This is a genomic window from Arthrobacter sp. NPDC080073 (assembly GCF_040686575.1).
Lineage (GTDB): Bacteria > Actinomycetota > Actinomycetes > Actinomycetales > Micrococcaceae > Arthrobacter.
On record NZ_JBFBKR010000002.1, the window covers coordinates 272,144 to 296,254 of the forward strand.

Annotated in this window: 24 protein-coding genes and 1 other RNA gene; 10 read left to right on the plus strand and 15 right to left on the minus strand. The window is 62.8% G+C overall.

Annotated elements, in window-relative coordinates; all coding sequences use genetic code 11:
- The first annotated feature begins 64 nt into the window (after positions 1-64).
- From AB0O52_RS03420 to ssrA, 3 genes are all read left to right on the plus strand, one after another.
- On the plus strand, positions 65-1,420 hold the full coding sequence (locus AB0O52_RS03420; RefSeq protein ID WP_364533807.1) for a peptidoglycan DD-metalloendopeptidase family protein: 1,356 nt from the start codon (positions 65-67) through the stop codon (positions 1,418-1,420).
- Between the two features lie 64 nt (positions 1,421-1,484).
- Positions 1,485-1,955, plus strand: a complete 471-nt coding sequence (smpB, locus tag AB0O52_RS03425; RefSeq protein ID WP_364533339.1) for an SsrA-binding protein SmpB — start codon at positions 1,485-1,487, stop codon at positions 1,953-1,955.
- 146 nt (positions 1,956-2,101) lie between these two features.
- Positions 2,102-2,470: a transfer-messenger RNA gene (ssrA, locus tag AB0O52_RS03430) on the plus strand.
- 567 nt (positions 2,471-3,037) lie between these two features.
- Here ssrA and AB0O52_RS03435 read toward each other — a convergent pair.
- Complete coding sequence (locus AB0O52_RS03435; protein WP_364533342.1) at positions 3,038-4,360, minus strand: alpha/beta hydrolase-fold protein; 1,323 nt, start codon at positions 4,358-4,360, stop codon at positions 3,038-3,040.
- 957 nt (positions 4,361-5,317) lie between these two features.
- Between AB0O52_RS03435 and AB0O52_RS03440 the strand changes: the two genes are divergently transcribed.
- A complete protein-coding gene (locus AB0O52_RS03440; RefSeq protein ID WP_364533345.1) occupies positions 5,318-5,842 on the plus strand; it encodes an SOS response-associated peptidase in 525 nt (174 codons plus the stop codon).
- Between the two features lie 204 nt (positions 5,843-6,046).
- Here AB0O52_RS03440 and AB0O52_RS03445 read toward each other — a convergent pair whose 3' ends face one another.
- The 4 genes from AB0O52_RS03445 to AB0O52_RS03460 all read right to left on the minus strand — a co-directional run bounded on the left by AB0O52_RS03445 (position 6,047) and on the right by AB0O52_RS03460 (position 9,808).
- The gene (locus AB0O52_RS03445) at positions 6,047-6,925 is read right to left on the minus strand and encodes a hypothetical protein (RefSeq protein ID WP_364533348.1); all 879 of its coding nucleotides are present in this window, start codon (positions 6,923-6,925) and stop codon (positions 6,047-6,049) included.
- A gap of 561 nt (positions 6,926-7,486) precedes the next feature.
- On the minus strand, positions 7,487-8,053 hold the full coding sequence (locus tag AB0O52_RS03450) for a DUF6262 family protein (protein WP_364533351.1): 567 nt from the start codon (positions 8,051-8,053) through the stop codon (positions 7,487-7,489).
- Positions 8,050-9,066 (minus strand): site-specific integrase, encoded by a 1,017-nt coding sequence (locus tag AB0O52_RS03455; RefSeq protein WP_364533354.1) that lies wholly within the window; start codon positions 9,064-9,066, stop codon positions 8,050-8,052. Before AB0O52_RS03455 ends, AB0O52_RS03450 begins: the two co-directional genes overlap by 4 nt.
- 211 nt (positions 9,067-9,277) lie before the next feature.
- Positions 9,278-9,808: a hypothetical protein gene (locus AB0O52_RS03460; RefSeq protein WP_364533357.1), complete on the minus strand. Its 531-nt coding sequence runs from the start codon at positions 9,806-9,808 to the stop codon at positions 9,278-9,280.
- A gap of 150 nt (positions 9,809-9,958) precedes the next feature.
- Between AB0O52_RS03460 and AB0O52_RS03465 the strand changes: the two genes are divergently transcribed.
- Positions 9,959-10,189: a hypothetical protein gene (locus AB0O52_RS03465; protein ID WP_364533360.1), complete on the plus strand. Its 231-nt coding sequence runs from the start codon at positions 9,959-9,961 to the stop codon at positions 10,187-10,189.
- A gap of 304 nt (positions 10,190-10,493) precedes the next feature.
- Here AB0O52_RS03465 and AB0O52_RS03470 read toward each other — a convergent pair whose 3' ends face one another.
- A complete protein-coding gene (locus AB0O52_RS03470) occupies positions 10,494-11,360 on the minus strand; it encodes a tyrosine-type recombinase/integrase (RefSeq protein WP_364533363.1) in 867 nt (288 codons plus the stop codon).
- A gap of 256 nt (positions 11,361-11,616) precedes the next feature.
- On the opposite strand from AB0O52_RS03470, the gene AB0O52_RS03475 reads away from it, so the two are divergent.
- Together AB0O52_RS03475 and AB0O52_RS03480 are read left to right on the plus strand one after the other, a co-directional pair.
- Positions 11,617-12,006, plus strand: a complete 390-nt coding sequence (locus AB0O52_RS03475; protein WP_364533366.1) for an SOS response-associated peptidase family protein — start codon at positions 11,617-11,619, stop codon at positions 12,004-12,006.
- 191 nt (positions 12,007-12,197) lie between these two features.
- Complete coding sequence (locus AB0O52_RS03480; RefSeq protein ID WP_364533368.1) at positions 12,198-12,671, plus strand: DUF805 domain-containing protein; 474 nt, start codon at positions 12,198-12,200, stop codon at positions 12,669-12,671.
- Positions 12,672-12,978: 307 nt separating this feature from the next.
- Here AB0O52_RS03480 and AB0O52_RS03485 read toward each other — a convergent pair whose 3' ends face one another.
- The 7 genes from AB0O52_RS03485 to AB0O52_RS03515 all read right to left on the minus strand — a co-directional run bounded on the left by AB0O52_RS03485 (position 12,979) and on the right by AB0O52_RS03515 (position 20,165).
- Entirely contained in the window at positions 12,979-13,152 is a 174-nt protein-coding gene (locus tag AB0O52_RS03485) for a hypothetical protein (RefSeq protein ID WP_364533371.1), read from the minus strand.
- A gap of 420 nt (positions 13,153-13,572) precedes the next feature.
- On the minus strand, positions 13,573-15,132 hold the full coding sequence (menE, locus tag AB0O52_RS03490) for an o-succinylbenzoate--CoA ligase (protein WP_364533374.1): 1,560 nt from the start codon (positions 15,130-15,132) through the stop codon (positions 13,573-13,575).
- 40 nt (positions 15,133-15,172) lie between these two features.
- Positions 15,173-16,540 (minus strand): MFS transporter, encoded by a 1,368-nt coding sequence (locus AB0O52_RS03495; RefSeq protein ID WP_364533377.1) that lies wholly within the window; start codon positions 16,538-16,540, stop codon positions 15,173-15,175.
- A 43-nt stretch (positions 16,541-16,583) separates the two neighbouring features.
- Positions 16,584-17,039, minus strand: coding sequence for a MaoC family dehydratase (locus AB0O52_RS03500; RefSeq protein WP_364533380.1), 456 nt, complete (start codon positions 17,037-17,039; stop codon positions 16,584-16,586).
- Positions 17,040-17,079: 40 nt separating this feature from the next.
- Positions 17,080-18,303, minus strand: a complete 1,224-nt coding sequence (locus AB0O52_RS03505) for an acyl-CoA dehydrogenase family protein (protein WP_364533383.1) — start codon at positions 18,301-18,303, stop codon at positions 17,080-17,082.
- Position 18,304: 1 nt separating this feature from the next.
- Positions 18,305-19,201, minus strand: a complete 897-nt coding sequence (locus AB0O52_RS03510; RefSeq protein WP_364533386.1) for an amidohydrolase family protein — start codon at positions 19,199-19,201, stop codon at positions 18,305-18,307.
- A 1-nt stretch (position 19,202) separates the two neighbouring features.
- The gene (locus tag AB0O52_RS03515) at positions 19,203-20,165 is read right to left on the minus strand and encodes an SDR family oxidoreductase (RefSeq protein ID WP_364533389.1); all 963 of its coding nucleotides are present in this window, start codon (positions 20,163-20,165) and stop codon (positions 19,203-19,205) included.
- Positions 20,166-20,288: 123 nt separating this feature from the next.
- Here AB0O52_RS03515 and AB0O52_RS03520 point away from each other — a divergent pair, with 123 nt between their 5' ends.
- Together AB0O52_RS03520 and AB0O52_RS03525 are read left to right on the plus strand one after the other, a co-directional pair.
- Positions 20,289-20,759, plus strand: coding sequence for a MarR family transcriptional regulator (locus tag AB0O52_RS03520; RefSeq protein ID WP_364533392.1), 471 nt, complete (start codon positions 20,289-20,291; stop codon positions 20,757-20,759).
- Positions 20,760-20,881: 122 nt separating this feature from the next.
- Positions 20,882-21,883 carry a trypsin-like peptidase domain-containing protein gene (locus AB0O52_RS03525; protein ID WP_364533395.1) on the plus strand — a complete coding sequence of 334 codons (1,002 nt, stop codon included), beginning with the start codon at positions 20,882-20,884 and terminating at the stop codon, positions 21,881-21,883.
- Between the two features lie 65 nt (positions 21,884-21,948).
- Here the strand turns inward: AB0O52_RS03525 and AB0O52_RS03530 are convergent, their stop codons facing one another.
- Together AB0O52_RS03530 and AB0O52_RS03535 are read right to left on the minus strand one after the other, a co-directional pair.
- Entirely contained in the window at positions 21,949-22,089 is a 141-nt protein-coding gene (locus AB0O52_RS03530; RefSeq protein WP_364533398.1) for a hypothetical protein, read from the minus strand.
- 119 nt (positions 22,090-22,208) lie between these two features.
- A complete protein-coding gene (locus AB0O52_RS03535) occupies positions 22,209-22,580 on the minus strand; it encodes a hypothetical protein (RefSeq protein WP_364533401.1) in 372 nt (123 codons plus the stop codon).
- 83 nt (positions 22,581-22,663) lie between these two features.
- On the opposite strand from AB0O52_RS03535, the gene AB0O52_RS03540 reads away from it, so the two are divergent.
- On the plus strand, positions 22,664-24,109 hold the full coding sequence (locus AB0O52_RS03540; RefSeq protein WP_364533404.1) for an MFS transporter: 1,446 nt from the start codon (positions 22,664-22,666) through the stop codon (positions 24,107-24,109).
- The last annotated feature ends 2 nt before the right edge of the window (positions 24,110-24,111 follow it).

Genomic DNA, 24,111 nt, shown 5'->3' on the forward strand with positions numbered 1-24,111 from the left:
CACTGAACCCCAGCGAACAAGACAGCCGATGCCCCGGAAGCATCAGGCCATCCTGCAGCTTCGCATGGTTAGTGGCCGGGCGAAGGTTACCGGCTCCGTGCTGGCCATTGCACTCGCCGCGAGCCTTGGCACCGCGCCCGTGGCACACGCTGACAACCTCGATGACCAGCAGGCCGCCCTCAACGCGGAATCGGCGCGGGTCCAGCAGTCGTTGGAATTCGTTGACGCCAACATCGCCAAGGCGGCCGGCGACCTGGTGGTCTACCAAGGACAGCTTCCGGGAGCGCAACAGGCACTTCTCGAAGCCCAGGGCAAGGTTGCCACAGCGGTAAAGGAAGCGGATGCCCTGGCAGCCCGGGTGGATCTGGCCCAGCAAAGCAAAGCCCAGATCACCCAGCAGCTGGAAAACGACAAGCAAAAGATCACCGACACCAAGAAGCTCATCGGCCAGATCGCGGCTCAGGCATATAAATCCGGTGGCGTTCCCACGAATGTTGCCTTGTTGTTCGGAGCGAACGACGGCGGCAACCTCACGGAAACCATGGACCTCGCCAACCAGGCGATGCGGAGCCAGAACGCCACGATGACCAAGTTGACGCAGCAGAGCGCCACGAACGTGAACTCCCAAGCCCGGCTCACCGCCGTCGAACAGGAAATCCGCGATCTCAAGGCGAAAGCGGACGCGGCACTTGAGCGTGAGAAGGCGGCCCGCGATGACGCCGCTGCCAAGAAGGCTGAGGTGGACAAGCTCATCTCCGACACCACCCGTCTCAACAGCCAGCTTCAAGCAGCCAAGCCCGGGATCCAAGCCCAGCTCCAACAAGTGAAGGCGAATCAGGACGCCGTTGCTGCGGAAATCTCAGAGCGCGACCGCAAACTGCGCGAAGCATGGTTGGCCGAACAGCAGCGGCTCGCCGCAGCAGCTGCGGCCGCCGCCCAGGCGCAAAACCAGGCAGCACCGCAGCCTTTTGTCCCGCCGGCGAGCAATCCGCGCTCCAACTTCGGCCTGATCCACCCCGTACCTGCGAACATCCCGATCACCTCGGGCTTCGGTTGGCGTGCGACGCCGCCTGGAACCATCGATTTCTACGGCCAGGGCGGCTACATGCACACGGGCATCGATTTCGGTGCCCCCTGTGGAACGCCCGTATACGCAGCTGCTGCCGGCACCGTCTTTTCAGCGGGCTGGGGCAACGATGGCGGTGGCAACCGTGTCAAGATATCGCACGGAGTCATCAACGGCGATTCCCTGACCACGGTTTACTACCACAACACCAGCGTGGTGGTTTCTTCCGGACAGCAGGTGAGCCAAGGCCAGCTCATCGCATATTCGGGTACCACGGGTAACTCGACCGGTTGCCACGTGCATTTTGAAACCTGGGTGAATGGGCAGGCTGTTGACCCGATGAACCTTTTGTAGCCCACACGGCAGGGTTCTGCTGGCGTAGACTAGTGTGATTCTTCGACAACCAAGGAGTTCTACCGTGCCCAAGGAAAGTGGCCGTAAGGTAGTGGCCACCAATCGCAAGGCCCGGCATAACTACCACATATTGGATACCTATGAGGCTGGCATTGCCCTCATGGGAACCGAAGTAAAGTCCCTGCGGGAAGGCCACGCCTCCATGGTGGATGGCTTCTGTACTTTCTACAATGACGAGTTGTGGATGGAGGGCATCCATATCCCTGAGTACAACCAGGGGAGCTGGACCAACCATGCCGCGCGCCGGCGTCGGAAGCTGTTGCTTCACCGCGAGGAACTGAACAAAATCTCCGGCAAGATCCGCGAGACCGGACTGACCGTCGTCCCGCTCCAGCTGTACTTCCTGGACGGACGGGCCAAGGTCGAGATTGCTCTGGCCCGAGGCAAGAAGGACTACGACAAGAGGCAGACCTTGCGCGAGCAGCAGGACAAGCGCGAATCACTGCGTGAACTGCGCGAGCGCAACCGTCGCTGACTTGCGCGGAAGGCGCCGCCAAGTGGGTCGGCAGCCAAGGCGTGTCCCGGAATGTTCGGGTGCCGCGATGCGTTATGATGATTAACCCGGCAGGTTTTTTGGACGGTCGCTATCGGGCGGTCGTGCCGGGATTGATAACAAAATACGGGGATGATCGGTTTCGACGATGTTAGTCGCGACAGGTGAAGCGGGCCGAGGATGCAGAATTATCTCGTAAACGCTGTCTGCAAACCAATAAGTGCCAATTCTAAGCGCACTGACTTCGCTCTTGCTGCCTAAGCAGTAAGACAGTCCGTCAGCCCGAGGTTGCTATTGCCCCGGATCCTGGCGTCATTTAGATAGCCACTGCTGCTTGCCTTCGTCATCGAGGCAAGCGGGACTCTTAGATGACTGGGCCCGGATCAGCTACTTGTTCGCAGGATAGCTGGGGCCGAGAAAATCCGACGCGAACTGCGCCCGGAGAAGCCCTGACAACACGACATCGGACGGGGGTTCAATTCCCCCCATCTCCACTTAAGATGGCCCCTAGATCCTTGTGATCTAGGGGTTTTCTTTTTGCCTGTTGGCGCGAACCCCGATTTTGTTGGCGAGAAAATGATCGGGGTTAGATATGGAAGCGAACGCGCGGAGGCCTCGCGCTTCGAACCGAATCACCGCCCCGCTCGTACGGCCTGTAGGTTACTGCCTTCCGTAGAATATCCGGGTTGAACTTACCTGCACCATCGAAGCGCCGGATGGCTCTTTCAGCTTTGTCACCGAGACGGACGGACACTTGACCCGGATGCTCGCTTCCGGGCCGCCGCAAACGTTGAGACCGCGCTGACAGGCGCCATCGGGTCTTAGCCGTCAGCCCCAACATCGCCCCATCCACATGACGCTCCTACCGTGGTTTCTCGTTTGTCCACGCTCTTGCCGCGAGAGTGCGGGGCCTTTCCCCAGCAAGCCCCGGCCACCATGTCATCGCCACCTGCACCCGGTGAGCCCGGCACAGCGCCTTGAGGGCGAGGGGCGGCCGAATTTCGGCAGAAGGCCGGGTGCGTCCAGGCAGGGAGGCCGTCAACACCGTTGGATCTGGCCGTTGTCTACTTCTGGGTAGCTCGTGCGGTCTGGGTCAGGCCGAGACGAGGGTAGAGGACACGGAAGCCTTCATGCAGACCCCCATTCAAGGCGCCGATCACGTGGCCGGCATTGGGAATTTCAATGTAGGTCACGGCCATCCCGGCCGAGGTGGCGGCATCATCGACTTTCCTTGCCGCGTCAACATAGACAGGGTCATCGTTGGAGACGGTCAAAATTGCCGTCGTGTCCGGGTAGTGGTGTCCATGCAAGATGTTGACGGGCTTTTGCCGGTCGTAGGCGATCTGGTTCCCTCCGAAAATCTCCCTGAGGGTAGTGTCTGGGTGTTCAGCGCCGGGGTATTCCTCCCCTGAGATGTCCAAGACGTTGCCCCAGAGCTGGGGGTATTTGGCCGCGAAGGAAATCGCGCATTGGCCACCGTTGGAGTACCCGGCGATGGTCCGGTAGCGGGGGTCATTGATCACGTTGAGGTGGGTGGTGGCCCAGACCAGAACGTCCTTGTTGATGAAGGTCTCCACATTCCCGTACACCGGGGTGTCGAGGCAGAGGCTGTCGACCAGGGGGTTACCGAGCTGGTCCGCGACAATGACGATGGGAGCCAGCCCCCGGTGCTCAGCGGCGTACTTGTCCAGCACGGCAGCCACGAACTGCGGGTCCGGGTTTCCCGGCTGCCCCATCATGAGAACAACCAGCGGCAGTGAGGGTGGATCTGGGACCAGAGCGGCCGGCGGAAGGTAGATCCCGGCCGGCCGGGAGGAGAATCCCGATGCAGGGCTCGGGATCACCTGGGTTCCGGTGGTCCCGGTCTCCGGCATCCCGGGCGGCGGCGCCCAGTGGGCTCCCACATCGTCGGCACCGGCGCCGCGTGGCCGCTGGAGTGCCGGAGCGGTGGGCTGGGGTTGGAGATTGATTGGCTTGACCAGGGAAATCCCTGCCAGGGAGGCCACAGTGGAGTGGAAGCCGTAATGGGCGTTGACACCCAGTCCGGCCGCTAGCAGGAAAACCAGGGATGCACCGGCGGCCGCGATTTTTCGCCGGGGCGCGGATTTCCACCAATTCGCGCCAGCCAGCCCCACCGCCGTCGACAGGGCCAGGATCCAGACCCTCGTCTGCCATCCCAGAGAGGTGCCGAAAACATTGAACACCCCTTCTATCAGCCACAACCCCATGGCGCCACCCAGGACCCCGACCGAGGCCGCCCCGGCCGCGACGACGGCCCAGCGGTGCACGCGGCGGAAGCATAGAAACCCCAGCCCGGCGCACGCGAGCACGAAAACTATCACGACGACCGGACCGTCGACGATCCTCACCGCCAACAGAAAATCCAAATCCGGCTCCCGACATTCATTCATCAAAGGCAGACGCGCGAGCCCCGGCCCGGCGCTGCGCGGATACATCCATCACGGTCTTCACCGGACCGGGTCTGAGCTTGCGTTTCCGCGCTTCCGGGCCTTCGCACCGCCACATCAGGCAACTTCCGCGGGCCGGTGCCACACCGGCTGCTCTCAACATTAGCCGGACCTGGCCAGCGGCAATGCGGCCATCTGGTCTAGATCCAAAGGCTTGTTGGATCGTCTGAAGCTTCCCGCACCCGGATGCCTCCCAAGAGTCTGAGCAACAACATTTCATCCGCCATGCATTCATCAAGTGTGCTCCCCAGGATGGGGTAGACACAGTGGTTCGCCAGGGCCAGGTTCTTAACCTCATCTGCGACGCTGAGGTGATATTTTGCAGCGTTTTCAAGTGGCTGCGGCCGGCCGCATAACACTCTACTCGCGCCCCAATCCAAGACATTCCGTTGAGTTTGAGAGTCAACTCGCCGTCGATCGTCGTGGGTGGAATCGAGATCTTCCAACCACCGTTCTGCCAAGCGAGTTGCTTCTCGTAGCGAGCACCGCCTCCTACAACCACGGCAGAATCGCGGCGCAAACTCGTCTGCAGAGTTCAGCTCGCGGTCAGTTCCGCGTAATCCTCGATGCTACATAGGCAACAAGGTTGATCCATTGGTCGGCGTTCTTCCAAGCGCCTTCTTCGTGTAGGAGCGCGGTGACGGAATCATTGTTCAACGGTTCAAATTTTGCAAAGTAACCGTCCTGCGGTCTCTTCGGTGCCCTGATTCCGTTGTGGAGAAGAATCCAATGCTATTTTCAGAGACTGCCGCGACCTATGAGGAAGCCCAGGCAGCGGCCCGAGCGAAGGCACCCGAGGGTAGCCGCATGATCGCGATCCGCAAGGCCGACTGACCCGGGCCTGACAGGACCAACCGGCTGCGGCATGATGAGCTCATGTGCGGACGCTACGTAGTCTCAAAATCAACGGCCGATCTGATGGCCGCCTTCGACGTCCATGAGTCCTACGTCGACGACCTGCAGCCTTCTTACAATGTGGCACCGACTGACGCGGTCCCATTGATCCTGGACCGTAGCTCCGGGGAAGGCGAGCCGGTGACGAGGAAGCTGGTCACGGCGCGCTGGGGGCTCGTGCCGTCGTGGGCGAAGGATCCAAAGGGCGGTGCGCGACTGATCAACGCCAGGATGGAAACCGTCACTGAAAAGCCCTCTTTCCGGAAGGCGGCTTCAGCCCGGCGCGGGTTGCTCGCTGGTGACGGCTATTACGAGTGGGAGAAGAAGCCCGGCGGCGGGAAGATTCCGACCTACCTGCACGACCCAGACGATCAGATCCTGGCATTCGCGGCGCTGTTTGAGAATTGGCCGGATCCGGACCTTCCGGACGGTCACCCTGAGAAGTGGTTGCGGACGGCCACGATCATCACGACGGTGGCCTCAGACGCGCTCGGCCATATTATCTAGGGGTAAAGGCCTCTGGGACTGAGAAACTATAGCCAGAAGGCCTGAGTCACATAAGGTACGTGCTCGTGGTCTGGAGTCGGCTATGGGCTTACGCGACAGTCCGGGTGTCCCGTAAGGGGATCCCTCAGCGGACGCTGCGGCATCTAGCGCGTTAGGTGTTGGCGTCACAAGACCGGGGGCAGTCCCGAAAGGTCCCGAACCTAACTAGTCTTCGTGTCCTCCGCGGCGTGCGATTACCTCCTGTATTTCTTTGACAGAGGGCGAATAGCTTCGGCGGCTTTGGATCCTGAAGTCGTCCAGGCGGGGCAGTTGCGCGATCGGGCGTAGGTCGCCGTCGATAATCTTGGTCGTCCCGTACAAATACAGTTGCTCCAAGCGGTTGAGGCCAGCGAGCGGAGCCACGGTTGAAACGTCACCGCAATCGCTGAACTCGAAGAATCGAAGCGACGGGCACGAGGCGACGGGGACGAGGTCCACGACCTTCCGGCAGGAAGAGAGCTGCAATGTCTCCAGAATCGGCGATGAGGAACGCGAAAGCGCGGTGATGTCCTCCAGGTTCTTGGCGACGTGGACGCCGAGCTCCGCCAGCCAGGGCATGTCCTCCATCCCGTCAAGGGAGCGCACCCGCGGGTAGTCGTTCATGACCACGCAGGCCAGGGACGCCAATGACGCCAACGGCCCGAGGTCTGATTCCGAGTAGTGGCCGAGATACAGCCGTTCGAGACGTGGAGCAAACCGGATCGAGCCTTGGACTTGGTGCCAATCCGCCGCCAAGCCCCGTAGCAGGGGCAGTCGTTCGAGGTCGATTGTGGCACTGGGATGGGAGTCGATGCTCAATGACACAAGGTGATCGGCTAGCGCATACACCGGCGACAAGTCGGTCAGTGTCCGTGCAAGGATATTGAGGCGCCGCACGGGAAGCCCGCGCACGAACGCGATGTCCCTCTCTCGGAAGCCCCTAGCGTAGTTGAGCACGAGCCCATCGGCGTGTCCGTCCATCAAGCAGGCCTGGGCGTCCTGCGACCAATCGCCGGTCACCACCAGGTCGACGCCCTCCCGGGTATGTTCGAGTGTAAAAGTCATCTTGCATATCCCTCAGGCCAGGTCCGGGTGATCACGTACGCCCAACGTATATGGACCTCCGTGCTGCTCCCGCGATCACCGCGCCCATGTCGTGGGCGGAAGAGGCGCGCGGCAGGGACGGGAGTCCCATCAGGAGCTCCCAAATCCAACCGGGATTACACCACAAAGTCCCATAGGTTCGCGTGCAGGGAACTTCTGACATTCAGTGCAGGCGACTCCTGAAAATGACAACAACACCGGCGAGAAATCTGAGGAAAGCCATCATTCGGCCATTATCCGGTCTCTTGCAATCCGGCGCCGTTCCGGCTCGCCGCTCGGTTACCAAGAACAGGCGCCCGTAAGCCGGTCCCTAAATGCGACAACCCTGCTTTGACGTGCAGCTTTGCGGGGGCGGAGTTTGAGGTGTCCCGTATACCCCGCCCGCAAAAATGCCCGGTGAAGGTGCGCTAAACGCTACACGCCAGATGGTCTCAAGATTTTGGGGTTTCGAGGCAATCGGCAGACGCAGAAACGCGGCGGAACGCCTTATTGCCACTCTTCACGGTCTGCTGGGGTCAAACGCTATCCGAGGGTGTCAGTGTTTCGCTCTCGGATCATGCGCCGGAGGCCGGTTCGGGCCGCGGTGAGGTCGTCCTGTAGGGCCGCGACCTGAAGGTTTAGTTCAATATTTGATGCGCGGGTCTCCGCCAGCTCGCCGGCGAGGCGGTTGAGACGGTCGACCAGAGGGGCAGTGCTGAGGTTGTTTAGTTGTCGGCCGAGAGCCTGCCTGAGCTTTCCCCGCAGGTCCTCGCGTTCACGGCGAAGGACGGTGATCTCCTGACGAGCCAGTGCCAGGTCGGTTCGGAGAGACTCGATTCCTGCCGGATGGCTGGTGACCGTTTCGGGCTTACGTTGCTTGGTGATGGCCTCTTGGACCTGTTCTCGTGTGCCGGACGAGTAGACGAGCCACGTGGAGACGTTGGCTCTGCGTGCGACTTTGACGAAGGTGATGGGATCGCCGTCTTCGAGCATTGCGTCGAGTTCCCGTGTAACAGCGGCCCGTTTTTCGCGGCTTTCTTTCTGCCGGGATTCCAGGAGCACTTGGGCGGGTGTTCTGGGCGCAGGTTTCCCCGTCGTGTCCGTAGTCATGGGGTCTGGGCCCGGGTTTTGACGGTGAGGGGTAGCTGTGTGCGGCCGCCGCTTCCGGCGCGTAGGCGGCGGAGCAGAATGCCGGCCTGCTCGACCTCCTGTTGCTCCTCGTCTGGAAGGGCGTTCAGGTGATCCTTCATGGCGCTCAGGACCAGCCGGTAGCTGTCGATCTGGTCATCGAGGTTGCGCAGCACGTAGGTGTCGACGTCCATGGCGGCTGCTGTCTCACGGTCAGCCTTGAGCGAGCGGATGTGGTCCTCGATTACGGGCAGGTAGGACGGGTCCGGGCGGTAAAAGCCGCAGCCTGAGCATTGGAACCGGATGGGGCAGCTTCCTCCGCCGGCTTTGACGTTGGACGGCTCGATGCAGTTGCCGAACGGGGCTGCCACCGAGCGCATTTCATAAGCTGTGCTCGATGCGGTCGGCGCGGGGTGACCGTGGCGGTCTGTGACGTGCATGCTCAGGGTCCGAATGGCTTCGCGCTTCCGTCTTTGGTTCACCCGGTAGTAGCCCTGGGTAGTCGAGATGCTCTGGTGGTCCATCAGCTCGCACAAGACATCGACTGGTACCCCGGCGTCGGCGTGACGCTGGGCGTACGAGTGGCGGAACGCATAGGGATAGACCTTCAACCGGTCGAAGGGGATGCGGTTACCGCGGGCATCGGTGGCGTCGCTGAGCAGATCCGGTATCGCATCCACCCAGATTTTCAGCGACCGGGCAAGGCTTGCCGGCCGGAAGTAAGGGTCGATTCGGTCGGGAGTTCCGGAGGGGAAGAGGTAGCCGTCGCGGGGATCGCCGGTGACTAGTGTGTCTCTGACGGCACGCCACACGGCGATGGATTCGGCGGTCTCTGAAGGGATTGGCAGGTGGCGTCGGCTCCGGCCGGCCTTGGTGTTGTCCCAGATCAGTACGGGTCCGTCGGCGTCGAACTCAACACAGTCGGTGCGGAGTGCGCAGACTTCTCGTGGCCGGCGTCCGGTGTCACGCAAGACGATATACAGGGTGCGGATCATAAGGCGCTGATGGTCCTCGGCCATATCGGGGTATTTGGCATAGCATTCCAACTGGGCCAGGTTCCGATCGAGCTGGGTGATGACAGCCTCTGGAATGGCTTTGCCGACTTCCTCCCGTGCCGGTGGGTCCAGTTGGAGGCGAGGGCCTCGGGGTCCCGCAAGAAGGCGTCGGTGACACCTTCCAACTTGCGGGAGCGGCGGCCGAAGTCCACTAGGGCGAACACTGCTTCGAGTCCGACATAGCGGCGGGTGGTGCTGCGCGATTTCCCGTCAGGGTGGGTCCAGTTCCGGAAGGCCTGGGTGATGGCATCCAGGTGCTGTGGGCCGAGGTCCTTGATGTGGTGGCGCCGTCTGCGGTGGCTTCAAGTGCCCGTGATGCCACCTCCACGGCGGTGAGGAGTTCGAGGATTTTGGTGCTAGTCGTGAAGGTGCGGCATTTTTCCATGGCGAGGTCCCTCAGCCAGGCTTGGCTGATTACAGTGAAATCGGCCCTGCCGCCATGGGTTCGGCGGTGCGTGGACCGGGTGCTCCCGCGCAGGTCGAGGGCGCGGAAGTCCCAGACCAGGCGACGGGTGGGGTCGGCGCCGGTCATCTCCTCGTAGCCGACCTGCAGCCAGTGGATGATGTCGCGTCGGTGGCTGTCCAGGTCTTTGCTGCTACCGCTGCTAGGGCAGAGCTGGGCGGGTCCCAGACCAACCAGGTGCTCATGACGCTTAATCTCCCTGATCAGCCTCCGCAGCATTTTCGGCACGATTCGGCCGCCTGATGCGTCGCGGCGTTGGAGCGCGTATAGCAACTCCGCGCGGACGAGAGGCTGTAGCGGGAGCATCGAGAACTGACCAGCGGTTAGGTGTGGGTGGGCCGTGGCAGCCCACTCCGGGGCGGATGTTTCGTGTCCTTCTCGCCGGTAGAGCCCGTGGTGATAGCGGCACAGCCCATCGCCCAGATCCGGCTGCTGATCGCACAGGGGCACCGAGCACCTGCGCTGATCGGCAGGATATGGTTCCTGCCCCGCGGAAAGCCAGGCCTCGAGGCTAAGAGAACTGTCCCGGGCCTGGTGGAGGCGCAACAGGCTGTAGTGGCTGCGGCAAAGACCTCGACAGATCGCCCGCCGGGCACATGAAACTGCACCGCGTCTGACCAGGCATCCGTCGGCTTCTGTCCCGGGGCGGATCTTCTTACGCGCTGGCGAATACTCTGTCGTGAAGACTTCCATCGTCAGACCCGAGCCCAGCCAGGCCTTCCAACACACCGTGCAAAGAGTCTCGTCTTCGAGCTTCGTTCCGCATTGTTGGACGGCACACAGGGTGACCGTGCTGCCTTCGCGTTCCGGGTCACCTTCGAAGAACCAGTTTTCCGCGTCCCATTCTCCAAGCCGCCAGTTGGGGTCTATTCGCTCTTCCAGCCATCGCAGCCACGTTTCGTGGTCAATGACCAGTGGAAGCCGGGTTGGGAAGGGCTCGTTGATTGCAGACCTGGTGATGGTTGATTCGCTCACCGCGGAGTGTCCCTCCTAGCGCTGGCAGTAGTCTCGACCGCTTCCCGCATCCGTTTTTCGACGCATGGATATAGCGCTCCGTTGACGTGAAGGAAACGTGGCCCAGCAGTGCCTGCACGATGTCGGGGTCGACTCCGGCCTCGATCCATCTCGTCGCCGCAGTGTGCCGCAACATATGTGGTCGAACAGTGAAGCCGCAGTCACGCGCCAAGCGGTCGACCATCTCCTTCGCGTTCGAGTAGCTCATAGACCTTCCGCGCGGTTCACGGAACAAGTTCACGAAGACCGCATCATTGTCGACCCCGTGACCGAAGCGGTCCCGCTCAAACCAGTAGTCGGAATACGCCTGCACAAGCCGTTCGGTGACTGGGATCGTTCGCGGATAGCGTGACTTAGCGAATGCACCATTCTCATTGAGCCGCCTGATCACGTGCAGATGCGGCCCCGGGATCCCGCAGCCCAGCGCCTCCGAGCGTGCCAGGAAATGCACATCTGAACGCCTCAGCCCGAGCGCCTCGCCGATCCGCATACCTGTGGCCAACAGGGCGATGATCAGGAAACGGTCGCGAGCGTTCGACGCAGCCGCCACCACGGCCGCCATCTCGTCCTCCGTGAGTAACTGCGGCTCGGCCGTGCCCTCGCGAAACTTTAGGGTTCGTTCCTGAACCGCGGAACTGATCCCGCTCTCCGGTATCGAACCCGGGAGGGACGAAGTGCAGGTACTTCGGTTGTGACAGCAGGCCCGGCACACGGCCTGCAACCCACCCGAGCCTCGCGCCGAATTTAAGGAACTCACTGGTCGTGGTCACGATCGCGTTCGCTGTGCCCTTTGACCTCAACCGCCCTGGACCTGCAGCGCCCGGCCGTTGAACAGGCTCGGTGACCAGCCAGCGAAGAAACGCGTGCAGCTGTGCGAATTCCGGGTCATGCCAGTCGACGCCGGCCAGCTCGCAGTAGTTGAGGAAGAGCGCTACCCGGCCTGCATAAACTCGTTCCGTGTTGGGCGAGCGGTCCGCAGCCCGTAGCGAAGCCAGATACGCGCAGGCCTCTACGTGCAAGTTCCAGTCCTCGTCGATAACGATCCATGCCGTTCCCTCAGGGGACGCCAAGGCCCGCTCGGCTCGGAACCGGCCAATCACAGAAGCTTGAGCAACGTCGCTCACACCCCGAGGATAAAACGAAGGCACGGCCCTTTTTGGGCGCCACGCCCATGTGACTCACCGTTGGGCTACCCCCAGATAAGCCATATCCATGACCGAACCCCGCTGATCGTGCCCCCTGAAGTGTTCTCGGACTGGCTAGACCCCGAGACGACCTCTGAGGCTGACGTCCGGGCCCTGCTCGACTCGATGCCCGAGCCGCATCTCGTGCCGCGTGTGGTGAGCGACAAGGTCAACTACGTGCGGAACAACGGCCCCGAACTTATCCAGCCGGCCGCCTGACCGTGCTACCTGTGCCCACTGTCTCAAGTGTCGGATTTTTCTTCGTTGGCGCGCACGGGAGGGCCCTCAACGTTCGATGGTGTTCAATAGTTCCGACACGCCGTACCGAAATTTCATCTGCAGTACAACTCGATGGATGGCTTGGACCCCTACGATGAAGCGTCATCGCTCGTCTATTTTAGGAGTTCCATTTGTCGCACCAGCAGCAAGAGACCACCCAGTTTGGCAGTGCCGTCCCCTTTTGGGCCCCGTACTACGGCGCACCCATCGGCGAGGCCGCACGCCGGTTCTTCAAGAAGTACGCCACCTTCACCGGCAGGGCCAGCCGCAGCGAATACTGGTGGTGGACCCTCATCTCCGTCGTCGTGGGCATCGTCCTGAACATCATCATGTCGGTCGCCGGCTCCGCGGGCGCGACCGTCAGTGACTCCGGGGCCATGGTTCCGGGTCCGGGCATGATCGTCGGCGTCATCCTCCTGGTCATCTGGGGCCTGGCCGTCATCGTCCCGTCCCTGGCCCTCACTGTCCGCCGCCTCCACGATGCAAACTTCAGCGGCTGGATGATCCTCATCGGCCTCGTCCCGTTCCTCGGTGGACTGGCCCTGCTCATCTTCACGATCCTGCCGTCCAAGCCCGAAGGCCAGCGGTTCGACGTCCCCGCCTAAGTCCAAGCTTTATAACAACCTGAAGGGCTACCAGCGTGATGCTGGTGGCCCTTCAGCGTTTCCCGGTTTGCCCGAACCACCCATTTCTCGTCCCCGTGCTCATTGTCTGCCCGCGCTGCCGGACTGTGGTTGTGGTGGAAAAGAAGTTCTGGCAGCCGCCGCGTGCGCACAGGCCAATGCCAGTGGTGACCCCGGTGGATCGTGCAGTCGTGGAAGGCGCGACCAGGGCCAAGGAGCTCGTGTCGTCCTCGTTGAGTGTGACGACCGCGACCACCTGTAGGTGTGGGTGGCGTACCTCGGGGCGGTCCTAGTGGTACGGACTCCGGGCTGCAGGCTCGTCATCCGGGTTGTCGACGTTGTCAGCGGGACTTCCGGCTTCACCGTCCCGATGTTTGGCGGCGCGTTTGGGATCAACCAGCCTCCTGCGTTGGTGTCCAAAGACCATGACAACGGCTACCAATGCGGCCCCGACAAGGACCATTACGACCCATATCCATTGTTGCCCGTCCACGTTCTCCCCAATCTCAGCCCGTCGGCTGGGTTCGGCACTGTGTTGCGAAAGGCCCTCGCCCCGTCTGCCGGGGTTGGGAAGGCGGGCCCGGTAAGGTGTCAGTCTTTCTCCTGATGTCTTGCGCAGGCGATGCACCGACCCTGGTGGTTGAACTGTGGGTAGTCCATTCAGCAAGCCCCCTTGCTTTTTGGCTGCGGCCCCTTGCAGGTCCGGGCCCAATCGTTGCAATCCGCCCAGCTGTTGTCGCATGGACGCTGTCCGAAACGCTAGAACTGCGGGCGGTTGCTGTCTTGAGTAGTCTCTACTTGTTTCCGGGGCCGCCTACGCGACCGCCCTTCCGTCCGTCGGTTGCGGTTGTTAACCAGTTCAAAGAACCCACCAACGGGTCCCTCAGGAAACGGTGCTCCGGCGAAGCTCGCTTTTGCGGATCTTTCCGCTGGCCGTCCTCGGCATGTCGTCCACGAACACCACGGTCTTCGGGATTTTATAGCGGGCGAGCCTGCCGGCCAGGTGCGCCTTGAGTTCGTCCTCGGTCAAAACGGCGCCCTCGCGGAGCACCACCACGGCGCGTGGCACCTCTCCCCACTTCTCATCCGGCACGCCGATGACTGCCACGCTGCCTACGGCGTCGAGTTCACTGATCGCTTGTTCCACCTCGGCTGGATAGATGTTCTCGCCTCCCGAAATGATCATGTCCTTGAGCCTGTCCGAGACGAAGAGGAAGCCGTCAGCGTCCTTGTAACCCATGTCTCCGGACTTGAACCAGCCACCGTCTTCATACGATTCGGCAGTGGCATCGGGCCGGTTCCAGTATTCGTGGATGACGTTGGGACCCTTGATCTGGATTTCGCCCACCGTGCCCTGCCCGGCAAGGCCGCCTGCGACGTCGGCGATCCGGACGTCGCTGAAGAAGTGCGGGAGCCCGGAAGAGCCCGCTTTCTCCCGGGACATGGCGGCGGGCAGCGTGGTGGCGCCCGGCGCAGTCTCGGTCATTCCGTAGCCGTTGGAGAAGTGCAGTCCGCGCGCCTCGTACGCTTCGAGGACGCGCAGGGGAACTGCCGATCCGCCGCAAGTCAGCTTGTTGAGGGAGCCAAGGTCCGACGTCGGCCAGGCCGGGTGCTCGCACAGCATCTGGTAGGTGGTGGGCACACCGCTGATGGTGGTGGCCCGGTGCTGCTCGATGAGTTCGAGGGTGCGTTGGGGATCGAACCTCGACTCCAGGACCACGGTGCCGCCCTTGAGCAGGGTAGGCAACACTCCCATGTCGAGCGAGGCGACGTGGAACATCGGCGAGATCATGAGCGCTACATCGCTGGATGAGAAATCGAAGTCGACAATCACGTTGATGCAGTTCCAGGTGATGTTCCCGTGGGTCAGCAATGCGCCTTTGGGGCGCCCCGTGGTTCCGGACGTGTAAAGGATCATGGCGCCGTCATCGAGTCCGACTTCCTCGTCCAGATGCCGGGCCGCTCCGGAGGCGACGACGTCCTCATAGTCTTCCGCCGCCGTCGGGGTTTCGCTTCCGGAAGCCGCGCTACTGTCGCCCATAAGGGAATCGCCGACGACGACGCGCCGGCCCACGCGGGTGCCTTCCGCGCCGCTGGCCGCAAGGCCGTTGAAGCTCGCTGAGTGGATCAGCGCAACGGCGCCGCAGTCCTCAAGCTGGAAATTGATCTCAGGGGGCGCCAGCCTGGTGTTGAGGGGCACGAAGATCGCGCCGAGTTGCCCACAAGCAAAAAGCGTTTCCAGGAAAGCGGGATGGTTTTCCCCGAGATAGGCCACCCTGTCGCCCTTGGCCACGCCCCCTGATTTGAGGGCGTTGGCGAGCTTGTCCGATCGTTCCGCAAATTCTTCGTAGCTGAGTCGGCGGTCTCCGGAGATCAGCGCAACCTTGCTTCCGGACTTCGGGCGGCGGCGCTGCAGCCACGAACCGATGCCAAAATTCTCCATGACGGTCCTTTCTGATTCCCAAGCTAGACCCTTTCCGGCCTCAAGGCCGGACGGTCTGCAAATCGTTGTTCTTCGGTTCCCGGGTCAACAGGATGAAGATGATGGAGACGACGGACATCGCAGCCAGGTAGAAGACCACCGAGCCGGTGTTCTGGCCCGAATCCTTGAAGATCTGGGCCACGATCCCCGGAGTGAAGCCCGCGCCGAGGAGCGTCGCGAGCTGGTAGCCGAGCGAGGCTCCCGTATAGCGGGAAGTGGTGCCGAACTGCTCGGAGACGAAGGCGGCCAGTGGCCCGAAGAGCGTTGAGTGGATCATCAGGCCGACGGTGAAGGCGACGAAGACCAGGAAGATGTTGTTCGAGGACAACAGCTGGAACATCGGGATCAGGTAGGCGATGAAGAGTACGAGCCCGCCGATCATCACGGGCCTGCGGCCCAGCTTGTCGGAGAGCCTGCCGCCCAGGACCACGAAAGCGATGGAAATGAAAGAAGCAGCTGCGAAGGCGTACAGCACGCCCTGGCGGTCGGCACCCTTGGAGACGGCATAGGTGACCGCGAACGTTGCCAGCACCACTTGGAGGGCGAAACCGGCGGCCCCCGCGAGCATCGTGAAGATCAAGGTCTTGGGCCGGCGCAGCACCTGGAGGAGCGGGATGACGGGCTTCGCGCCTGGACGGTTGTCAGCGGCTGCGCGGGCGTCAGCGTTCCGGGCTTCTCTTTCCTGCTCAATGGCGGCTTTGAAGATGGGGCTCTCCGAAACCTTGAGCCGGACGAACATGCCCACTGCAAGCAAGACAAACGAGAGCAGGAAGGGAACGCGCCAGCCCCAGGCAAGGAACTGGGAGTTTGGCAGCGCCGAGAAGGCGCCCATGATGAGGGTGCCCAGCACGGCACCCGAGGGCGCGCCGGCATTGACGAACGAGGCCGCGAAGCCGCGCTTCCCGGATTCCGAATGCTCCAACGCCATCAAAGCGGCTCCGCCCCACTCGCCGCCCACCGCGATGCCCTGGAAGACCCGGAGCACCACAAGCATCACGGCGCCCCACGGACCGGCCACGGAGGCGCCGGGGACCAGACCGATCAACGCGGAGGCCAAGCCCATGACCAACATGGAGACAATGAGCATTCCCTTGCGACCCAGCCTGTCGCCGAAGTGCCCGAAGATGACTCCACCCAGCGGGCGCGCCACATATCCTGCGGCGAAAGTTCCGTAGGCGGCCACGACGCCCACCCAGTCGTCCATTCCCGAGAAGAAGACCTTGGGGAAGACCACGGCTGCGGCTGTGGCATAGAGCAGGAAGTCGTAGTACTCGATGGTGCTGCCCAGGTAGCTGGAAGCAATGACGGTGCGTGCTTCCTTGCGTTTGGTGGCCACATCCATGGATTGAAGCTGCGATATTTGGGACATCGTTGTTCCTTAAAGCAGGGGTCGGGGGAGTGCCTTGTAGCGGCTATTTGTAGAAACGGGCGAGGAATTCGGCCACGACGGCGGGGCGTTCCTGGCCTTCGATTTCGATGGTGCTGGACACTTTGATCTGGGCGCCGCCCTTGACCTCGCTGACTTCGGCGATTGTGGCCTGCATGCGGATCCGCGCGCCCACTTTGACCGGGGACGTGAAACGGACCTTGTCGAGGCCGTAGTTCACCTTGGTGGTGACGCCTTCGACGTCGAACAGCTCGCCCCAGAACGGGATGATGAGCGAGAGCGTGAGGAAGCCGTGGGCGATCGGGGCGCCGAACGGGCCGTCCTTGGCGCGTTCCGGATCGACATGGATCCACTGGTCATCCCCGGTGGCGTCCGCGAACTTGTTGATCTGTTCCTGGGTGATTTCGCGGTATTCGGTGACGCCGAGATCGGTTCCGGCGAGGGTGAGCAGTTTGTCGAAGTCGACGACGAGATTGGGCATGATTGCCTCCTGTGATGATGGTGGGTAAAGGGAGCGTGGGCTAGCGTGCGAAGGCGCTTTCGCCCGTAAGTGCGCGCCCGACGATCAGGGCGTTGATTTCGTGCGTTCCTTCGTAGGAATAGACGGCTTCGGCGTCCGCGTGGAACCGGGCAACGTCACTCTCGAGCGTGATTCCGTTGCCGCCTGCCAGCTCGCGCGCCAGGGCGACTGTTTCCCGCATGGCCAGGCAGCTCTGCATCTTGGCGAGCGCGGAGTCCTGGTCGCGGTAGATCCCGCGGGCCTGCTGTTCGGTCAGCCTGACCACGAGTGACAAGCTTGCCGTGAGGTTGCCTAGCATGCGGGCCAGCTTCTCCTGCACCAGTTGGAAGGAACCCAGAGGGCGGCCGAACTGTTGACGCTCGCGGACGTAGCGGAGGGCTGCTTCGAAGGCGCCGGCCTGGATGCCGGTGGCGATCCAGGCGACGTCGGAGCGCATGGCCTTCAGCATCGCCGCCACGTCCTTGAAGGAGTTCACGTTGTGCAGGCGCATGGATTCAGGGACCCGCACGCCTTCGAGCGTGATGTGGGCGTTCTGCATCATCCGCAAGGAGGTTTTCCGGTGGATCTTCTCCAAAGTCACCCCGGCTGCCTCGCGGTCCACGAGGAACGCCTTGACCTGTCCGTCCGCGACATCCCGGGCGAACACGGCCAGCACATCCGCCGTCGAGGCGCCTCCGATCCAGCGCTTGGCACCATTGAGGATCCAGGTTCCACCATCCCGGTCTGCTTCAAAGCGGGCCGTGGTAGAGAGTCCGCCGGCGATGTCCGAGCCGGACTCCGGTTCCGTCAGGGAAAAGACGCCCTTGAGCGAGAAATCGATGATGCGCGGCATCCACTTGCGCTGCTGTTCCTGCGAGGCGCCCACCCGGATGGCGGTGCGGAAGAGGCCTGCTTGCGCCGTGTACCACGTGGCCAGTGAAGCATCCGTGCGGGCGAGTTCGAAGATCCTGAAGCCTTGGTAGATGGCCCGGGCGGGACCGTGAACAGTCAGCTCCGCCGGTTCCATCAGGTCCAGATCAATAAGTGGCCGGGCCAGCTCGGCAGGGAACTCGCCCCGCTCCCAGTAGTCGGCCAACAATGGTTTCGCTTCGCGGTCCAGGAAGTCGCGTAAGCGGTCCAGGACGCTGCGCTCGTCCTCGGTGAGGAGGGACTCGGCGTCGTAATAGTCGCAGACGCCGTAGAGGCGCTCCGCCGCCGCTGTCTCCCCGCGGATGTCCACGCTCATCTCAGCCGTCCAGCCCGAGCAGGCGCACCGCGTTGTCCTTGAGGATCTTGGGGCGGACCTCGTCCTTGAGCGGGAGCTCGGCGAAGGCGCCCAGCCATTTCTGCGGAGTGATGAGCGGGAAGTCCGTACCGAAGAGCACCTTCTCCTGCAGATACGAGTTCGAGGCCCTCACGAGCGACTCCGGGAAGTACTTGGGGGACCAGCCGGAGAGGTCGATGAACACGTTGGATTTATGCGTGGCGATCGAATTCGCTTCGTCCTGCCAAGGCACCGAAGGGTGGGCCATGATGATTTGCAGCCCGGGGAAGTCAGCGGCCACGGCGTCGAGCAGGAGCGGGTTGGAGTACGCCAGCTTGATGCCGTAGCCGCCGGGCAGGCCGGCGCCCATGCCGTTCTGCCCGGTGTGGAAGATGGCCGGAAGGCCCAGTTCCTGCAGCGCCTCCCAGAGCGGATAGAACTGTTCGTTGGAGGGGTCGAAGCCTTGCAGGCTCGGGTGGAACTTGAAGCCGCGGGCGCCCAGGTCAATTGCCTGATGCTTGGCGCCCTGGATGGCCTCGGCGCCGGTGCGGGGATCCACGCTGCCGAACGGGATCAGGACATCGTTGTTCCTGGCGGCTCCCGCGATCAGCTCGGGGATGCTGTTGGGCTCGTGCTTGAGTTGCGTGCGGGCGTCCACGGTGAAGACGACGGCGGCCATGTTCAGTCCGCGGTAGACCTCGGCGATCCGGTCCAGCGAGGGTGTGCGGTCCTCGGCCTTGAAGTACTTCGCTGACGCTTCCGTCAGGGCCGGTGGCAGGGATTCGTGGCCGTGGCCGTCCACTTCGAGGTGGACGTGCATGTCGATCGCGTCAAGTTTTGCGGCGTCGATGCCGAGTTCGTAGCGCTGGGGTGCGGCCATATCAGCGTACCTGTGCAACGGGGGCGGCTTCTGCAACGGGGGCGGCTTCGGGCTGCAGTTCCGCCGGGAGCGGCAGGAATTCCTCGCCCACGCTTTGGAGCTTGTCTCCGAACAACAGGTCAAAGTTGTCCACGAGGTCCTGGTAACCCCAACCGCCCTCACGGTATTCGGTGGCGGCGGCTTCGGGGTGGGTCCAGAGCTGCAGGCGGTCCCCGCCGGCGCCGATGGCCTGGCCGGTGATTCCGGCCGCTTCGTCGGAGGCGAGGAAGGCAATGAGCCCGGAGACGTCGTCGGCCGTTCCAAAGCCGAGCTCGTGGCGGAAGAAGTGCGGCATGGCCTCGCCGCGCTCGTCCGCCTCCACCGCCTTGCGGAAGTACGGGATGGTCTTGGTCATCGCCGTTGCGGCCACGGGGATGACGGCGTTGGCAGTGACGCCCGCCTTCTTCATTTCCAAGGCCCACGTCCGGACCATGCCTACGATCCCCGCCTTCGCGGCGGCGTAGTTTGTTTGCCCGAAGTTGCCGCGCTGCCCGGTCGGGGAGCCGATCGCGATGATGCGGCCGCCGATCCCGTTTTCCTTGAAGTAGCCGAAGGCCTCGCGGGCGCATGTGAAGGTGCCGCGGAGGTGGACGTTGATGACGGCGTCGAAGTCCTCGTCTGTCATCTTCAGCAGGCTCTTGTCCCGCAGGATGCCGGCATTGGTGACAAGGATGTCCAGGCGGCCAAATTCCGTAACGGCCGCTTCCACCAGCTGTTTCGCTGCTTCTGTGCTGCCTACGGGAGCGACGACGGCGGCTGCCCGGCCGCCGTCGGCCTCGATGGTCCGGACCGCTTCGCGGGCCACCTCGGCGTCGACGTCGTTGATGACCACCGCGGCGCCGTGGCGGGCCAGTTCCCGGGCGTATGCCAGACCCAGGCCCCGACCGCTTCCGGTGACAATCGCTACTTTTCCTGACAGGCTCATCGCTGCTCCTTTGCTCGACCCCCGTGCATCCAAGCCTTCGGCGTGGGATGCTGTTCTGTATCCATGAAAATACGCATAGTTGAAAATGTCAACGATTGATTTTGAAGATTATTGGAGTTTGTTATGACGATCGAGACGCAGGACGAGCAACGGGCCGCCACGAAGGACCGCCTGGCCGCCGCCCCGATCAGCCACGACGTGGGTTTCCTTTTGGCCAAGCTCCACGCCGGCGGCTCGGCCGTGAACAACCGGGCCCTTGCTGAGTTCGACCTCAAGGTGAGGTCGTACTCAGTGCTGATCCTGGCCAACAGCGGCCTGGAGCCCACCCAGCGGGAGTTGGCGGACTTCCTCAGCCTGGACCCCAGCCAGATCGTCGCCTTGGTGGATGAACTGGAAAAGCGGAAACTCGTGGTCAGGGCGCCGGGCAATCAGGACCGCCGGGCCAAGACAGTGACTGCAACGCAGAAGGGAAGCGAACTGCTCGCCCAAGCAGCCATTGCGGCCCGCCATGCGGAATCCGAAGTGCTGGCAGCGCTGGACGACGCCGAAGCCGCCCAGCTCAAGGCGCTCCTGCGCAAAGCGTTGTGGGGTTAGTTTCGTGGAGTTGGTTTCCCAATCATCAGCGGCATGACGGAGTTCACCCACGGCGTAGGACGGATCGGACTAACCGAAGCAGCGTATTCGTTGATATAGACACCACCGGTTACAGGAGGTGCATGATGAGTACGTTGCCGGAACAAGCCTTTCCCGAGGACACCCCTGACGCCCCGTCGGAGGACGAGGCATTGGACGCCTACTCGCGGACAGTGATGCACGTCGCGGAGACGGTCACGCCGCATGTTGCAGCATTGGAAATGAGCAGCGCCCGCAGAAACGGCCAGGTCAGGATCGGAAGCGGCTCCGCCGTCGTGTTCACGGGGGATGGCTATATGCTGACCAACGCCCACGTCGTCGCGGGCCTCCGTTCCGGTCGGGCGATCTTCGCTGACGGAACCCATACCGACGTCGAACTCGTCGGTGCGGATCCCCTGTCCGACCTCGCCATTGTCCGCGGGCGCCACACGCCGACGCCGGCTACCTTGGGCAACGCGGAGTCACTGCACGTCGGCCAATTGGTGATCGCCGTGGGTAACCCGCTGGGACTGGCAGGATCGGTGACCGCGGGCGTCGTCAGCGGGCTCGGACGTTCCATCCCGGTCAGGTCAGGCAGGCACAGCAGGGTCATCGAGGACGTCATCCAGACCGACGCCGCGTTGAACCCGGGCAATTCCGGGGGAGCCTTGGCTGACACCAAGGGACGGATTGTGGGAATCAACACCGCCGTGGCTGGCCTGGGCCTTGGACTCGCCGTGCCCATCAACACCACCACCCAACGGATCATCGCCGCCCTGTTGAAGGACGGCCGGGTCCGCCGGGCATACCTTGGCTTGGTGAGCACCCCTATTCCGCTGGATGCGAGTGCGGTGATCCGGACAGGCCAGAAGGAAGCGCTCCGGGTGGTGGAGGTCATCGCCGGATCTCCGGCGGAGCGTGCGGGACTGCTCGCGGGCGACCTGGTCCTCAGTGCGCAATCGCGGGCCGTTTCCAGTGCCGAGAGCCTTCAAAAGCTCTTGTTCTCGCAGGCCATCGGGGAGCCGTTCCTCCTGACGGTCCTGCGGGACGGCAAGATCCACGCAATCGTGGCCGTGCCCAGCGAGATGACCGACGAGGATTCATGAGGAGCCGGGCCTGCGATGGAACCAGCCCGCTAAAAAGCCGGGGCCAAGTCGGCTCCGGCTTTTTGCTACTTCTTCCGCATCCTCAAATGGGCCACCGGATCCGCCGCGGCGTCGGACTCGTGCTTGGCACGCTTCACTGCCCGTTTCTCCTTGATGGACTTCATACTCTTCTTCGTCTCGTGCTGGTGCGGCGCTTTGTCAGGCATGTCTTGCTCCCTAACTCCGGATCTTCCGTGAAGATCCTGCAAAGAGGGTCCTGAAAGGCCCTCTCTCTGTAAGTTACGCCTGTTTCCGGCGAAATCAACGGGGCGGAACGCCCAAGTAATCAGGCCTCGGAGGCCGGGACGTCCACTATGCCCACGAACCGAGAACCGATTCCTTCGTACTCGCTGCGGACCTCTCCGGGCAGGATTCCGGGAACCTCGCTGTTCCGGTGGTGGCCACAGAAAACGTAGGTGAACTCCGGCCACCATTTCTTGGGACGGGCAGCCTCGGTGTAACCGCAGACGACGCAGCTCAGGTGTACCCACACAGGACGTTTGCCTGTGCGGTTGGCGCGGGACTGGACGAGCCACTGCGGTGGATTCTCTTGCAGCGCGCTCAGCTCGGCTTTTGAAAGCCTGGGGGGAATGCCGTGGCGTTGGGCCATTTCCATCGAAATATCAAGGGCCAGTGCGGCGTCACGTCTGCTAATCACCATCCAACGATACGGGACTTCCGTCCTGGCCGGAGCGGGCAGGAATCCGGACGGGAGCGGACAAGCAGGCGTAGGCTGTGCTCATGACCGACGCAGCGGCCCTGCTGCCAAGCACCCCGCTCCAAAAGCGGGTCCTTGTTGTGGCTATTGTGGCTTCCTTCATCGCCATTTTGGATGGCTTCGTGGTGAACCTCGCACTCCCGGCGATCGGCCGCGAACTGGGGGGTGGCCTTGTCATCCAGCAATGGGTGGTGGACGCCTACCTTTTGACCCTCGGCGCGCTGATCCTGGTCGCCGGATCCCTCTCCGACCACTTCGGCCGCGCCCGCATCCTGGAATGGGGACTCGCCGGCTTCACCCTCACCTCCGTCACATGCGGCCTCGCCTGGAACGGGGAAGTGCTGGTGGTATCGCGGGCCCTCCAGGGGATCGCCGGCGCCTTGCTTGTCCCGAGTTCGCTGGCCATGATCGTCACGTTCTTCTCCGGGCCCGCGCAGTCCAAGGCAATCGGCCAATGGTCCGGCTGGACGAGCGCGGCCGCCATCGTCGCCCCGTTGATCGGCGGCGCATCGGTCGACCTGCTGTCCTGGCGCGTCATCTTCTTTATCAATGTGGTTCCGGCCGTCGCCGTCTGGCCGATTCTCGCCGGGCTGCGGAAGTCCGATGCCGCGACGGACACGAGCAAGAAGATCGACTACCTCGGCGCGTTCCTGGCCATGGTAGGACTTGGCGGCCCGGTCTACGCCTTTATCGAACAAGGGCGCATGGGCTGGAGCAACATGGTGGTCTGGATGCCGCTCGCCGTCGGAGCCGTTGGCCTGGTCCTCTTCCTGATCCACGAAGCCAGGACCCCGGAACCAATGCTGCCCCTGCGGCTCTTCGGCATCCGCAATTTCGGTTGGGGAAACATCGCCACACTGGCCATCTACGGCGCCCTGTCCCTCGGCTTCTTCGCCGTAGGCATCTACTTGCAGCAAGTGGGAGGGATGAAAGCCACGACCGCCGGCATCGCGTTGCTCCCCGCGACGGTCCTGCTCATGCTCACGGCCTCATTCTTCGGTGGACTGGCGGGCAAGTACGGGCCGCGATGGTTCATGACGGCCGGGCCGTTCATCTGTGGAATCGGTTTTCTCATGACCTTGGCCGTCCAGGAGCCCCTGAACTACTGGACCCAGGTGCTGCCCGGGCAGATCGTTTTCGGGATCGGCCTCAGCACCTTGGTGGCGCCCCTCACCGCGGCCATCCTCGGCGCAGTACCCACCGAGGAGGCCGGGATCGGTTCCGCAGTGAACAACGCAGTGGCCCGCATCGCCGGCTTGATCTGCATAGCATTTGCCGGGCTCATCATCGGCCCGGTCTTCAGCCGCCAGGGCCTTATGAATGCCGTGGTGGTCACCGCGGTGCTGTTCTTCCTCGGGGCGGCGGCATCCGCCGTCGGGATCCGGAACCCGGTGCTGGGCGCTGCAGTGGTGGATTCTCCGGAAGGTCCAGCACCCGACGACGGCGGGACGGCCGCCCGGCGCGCCTGACG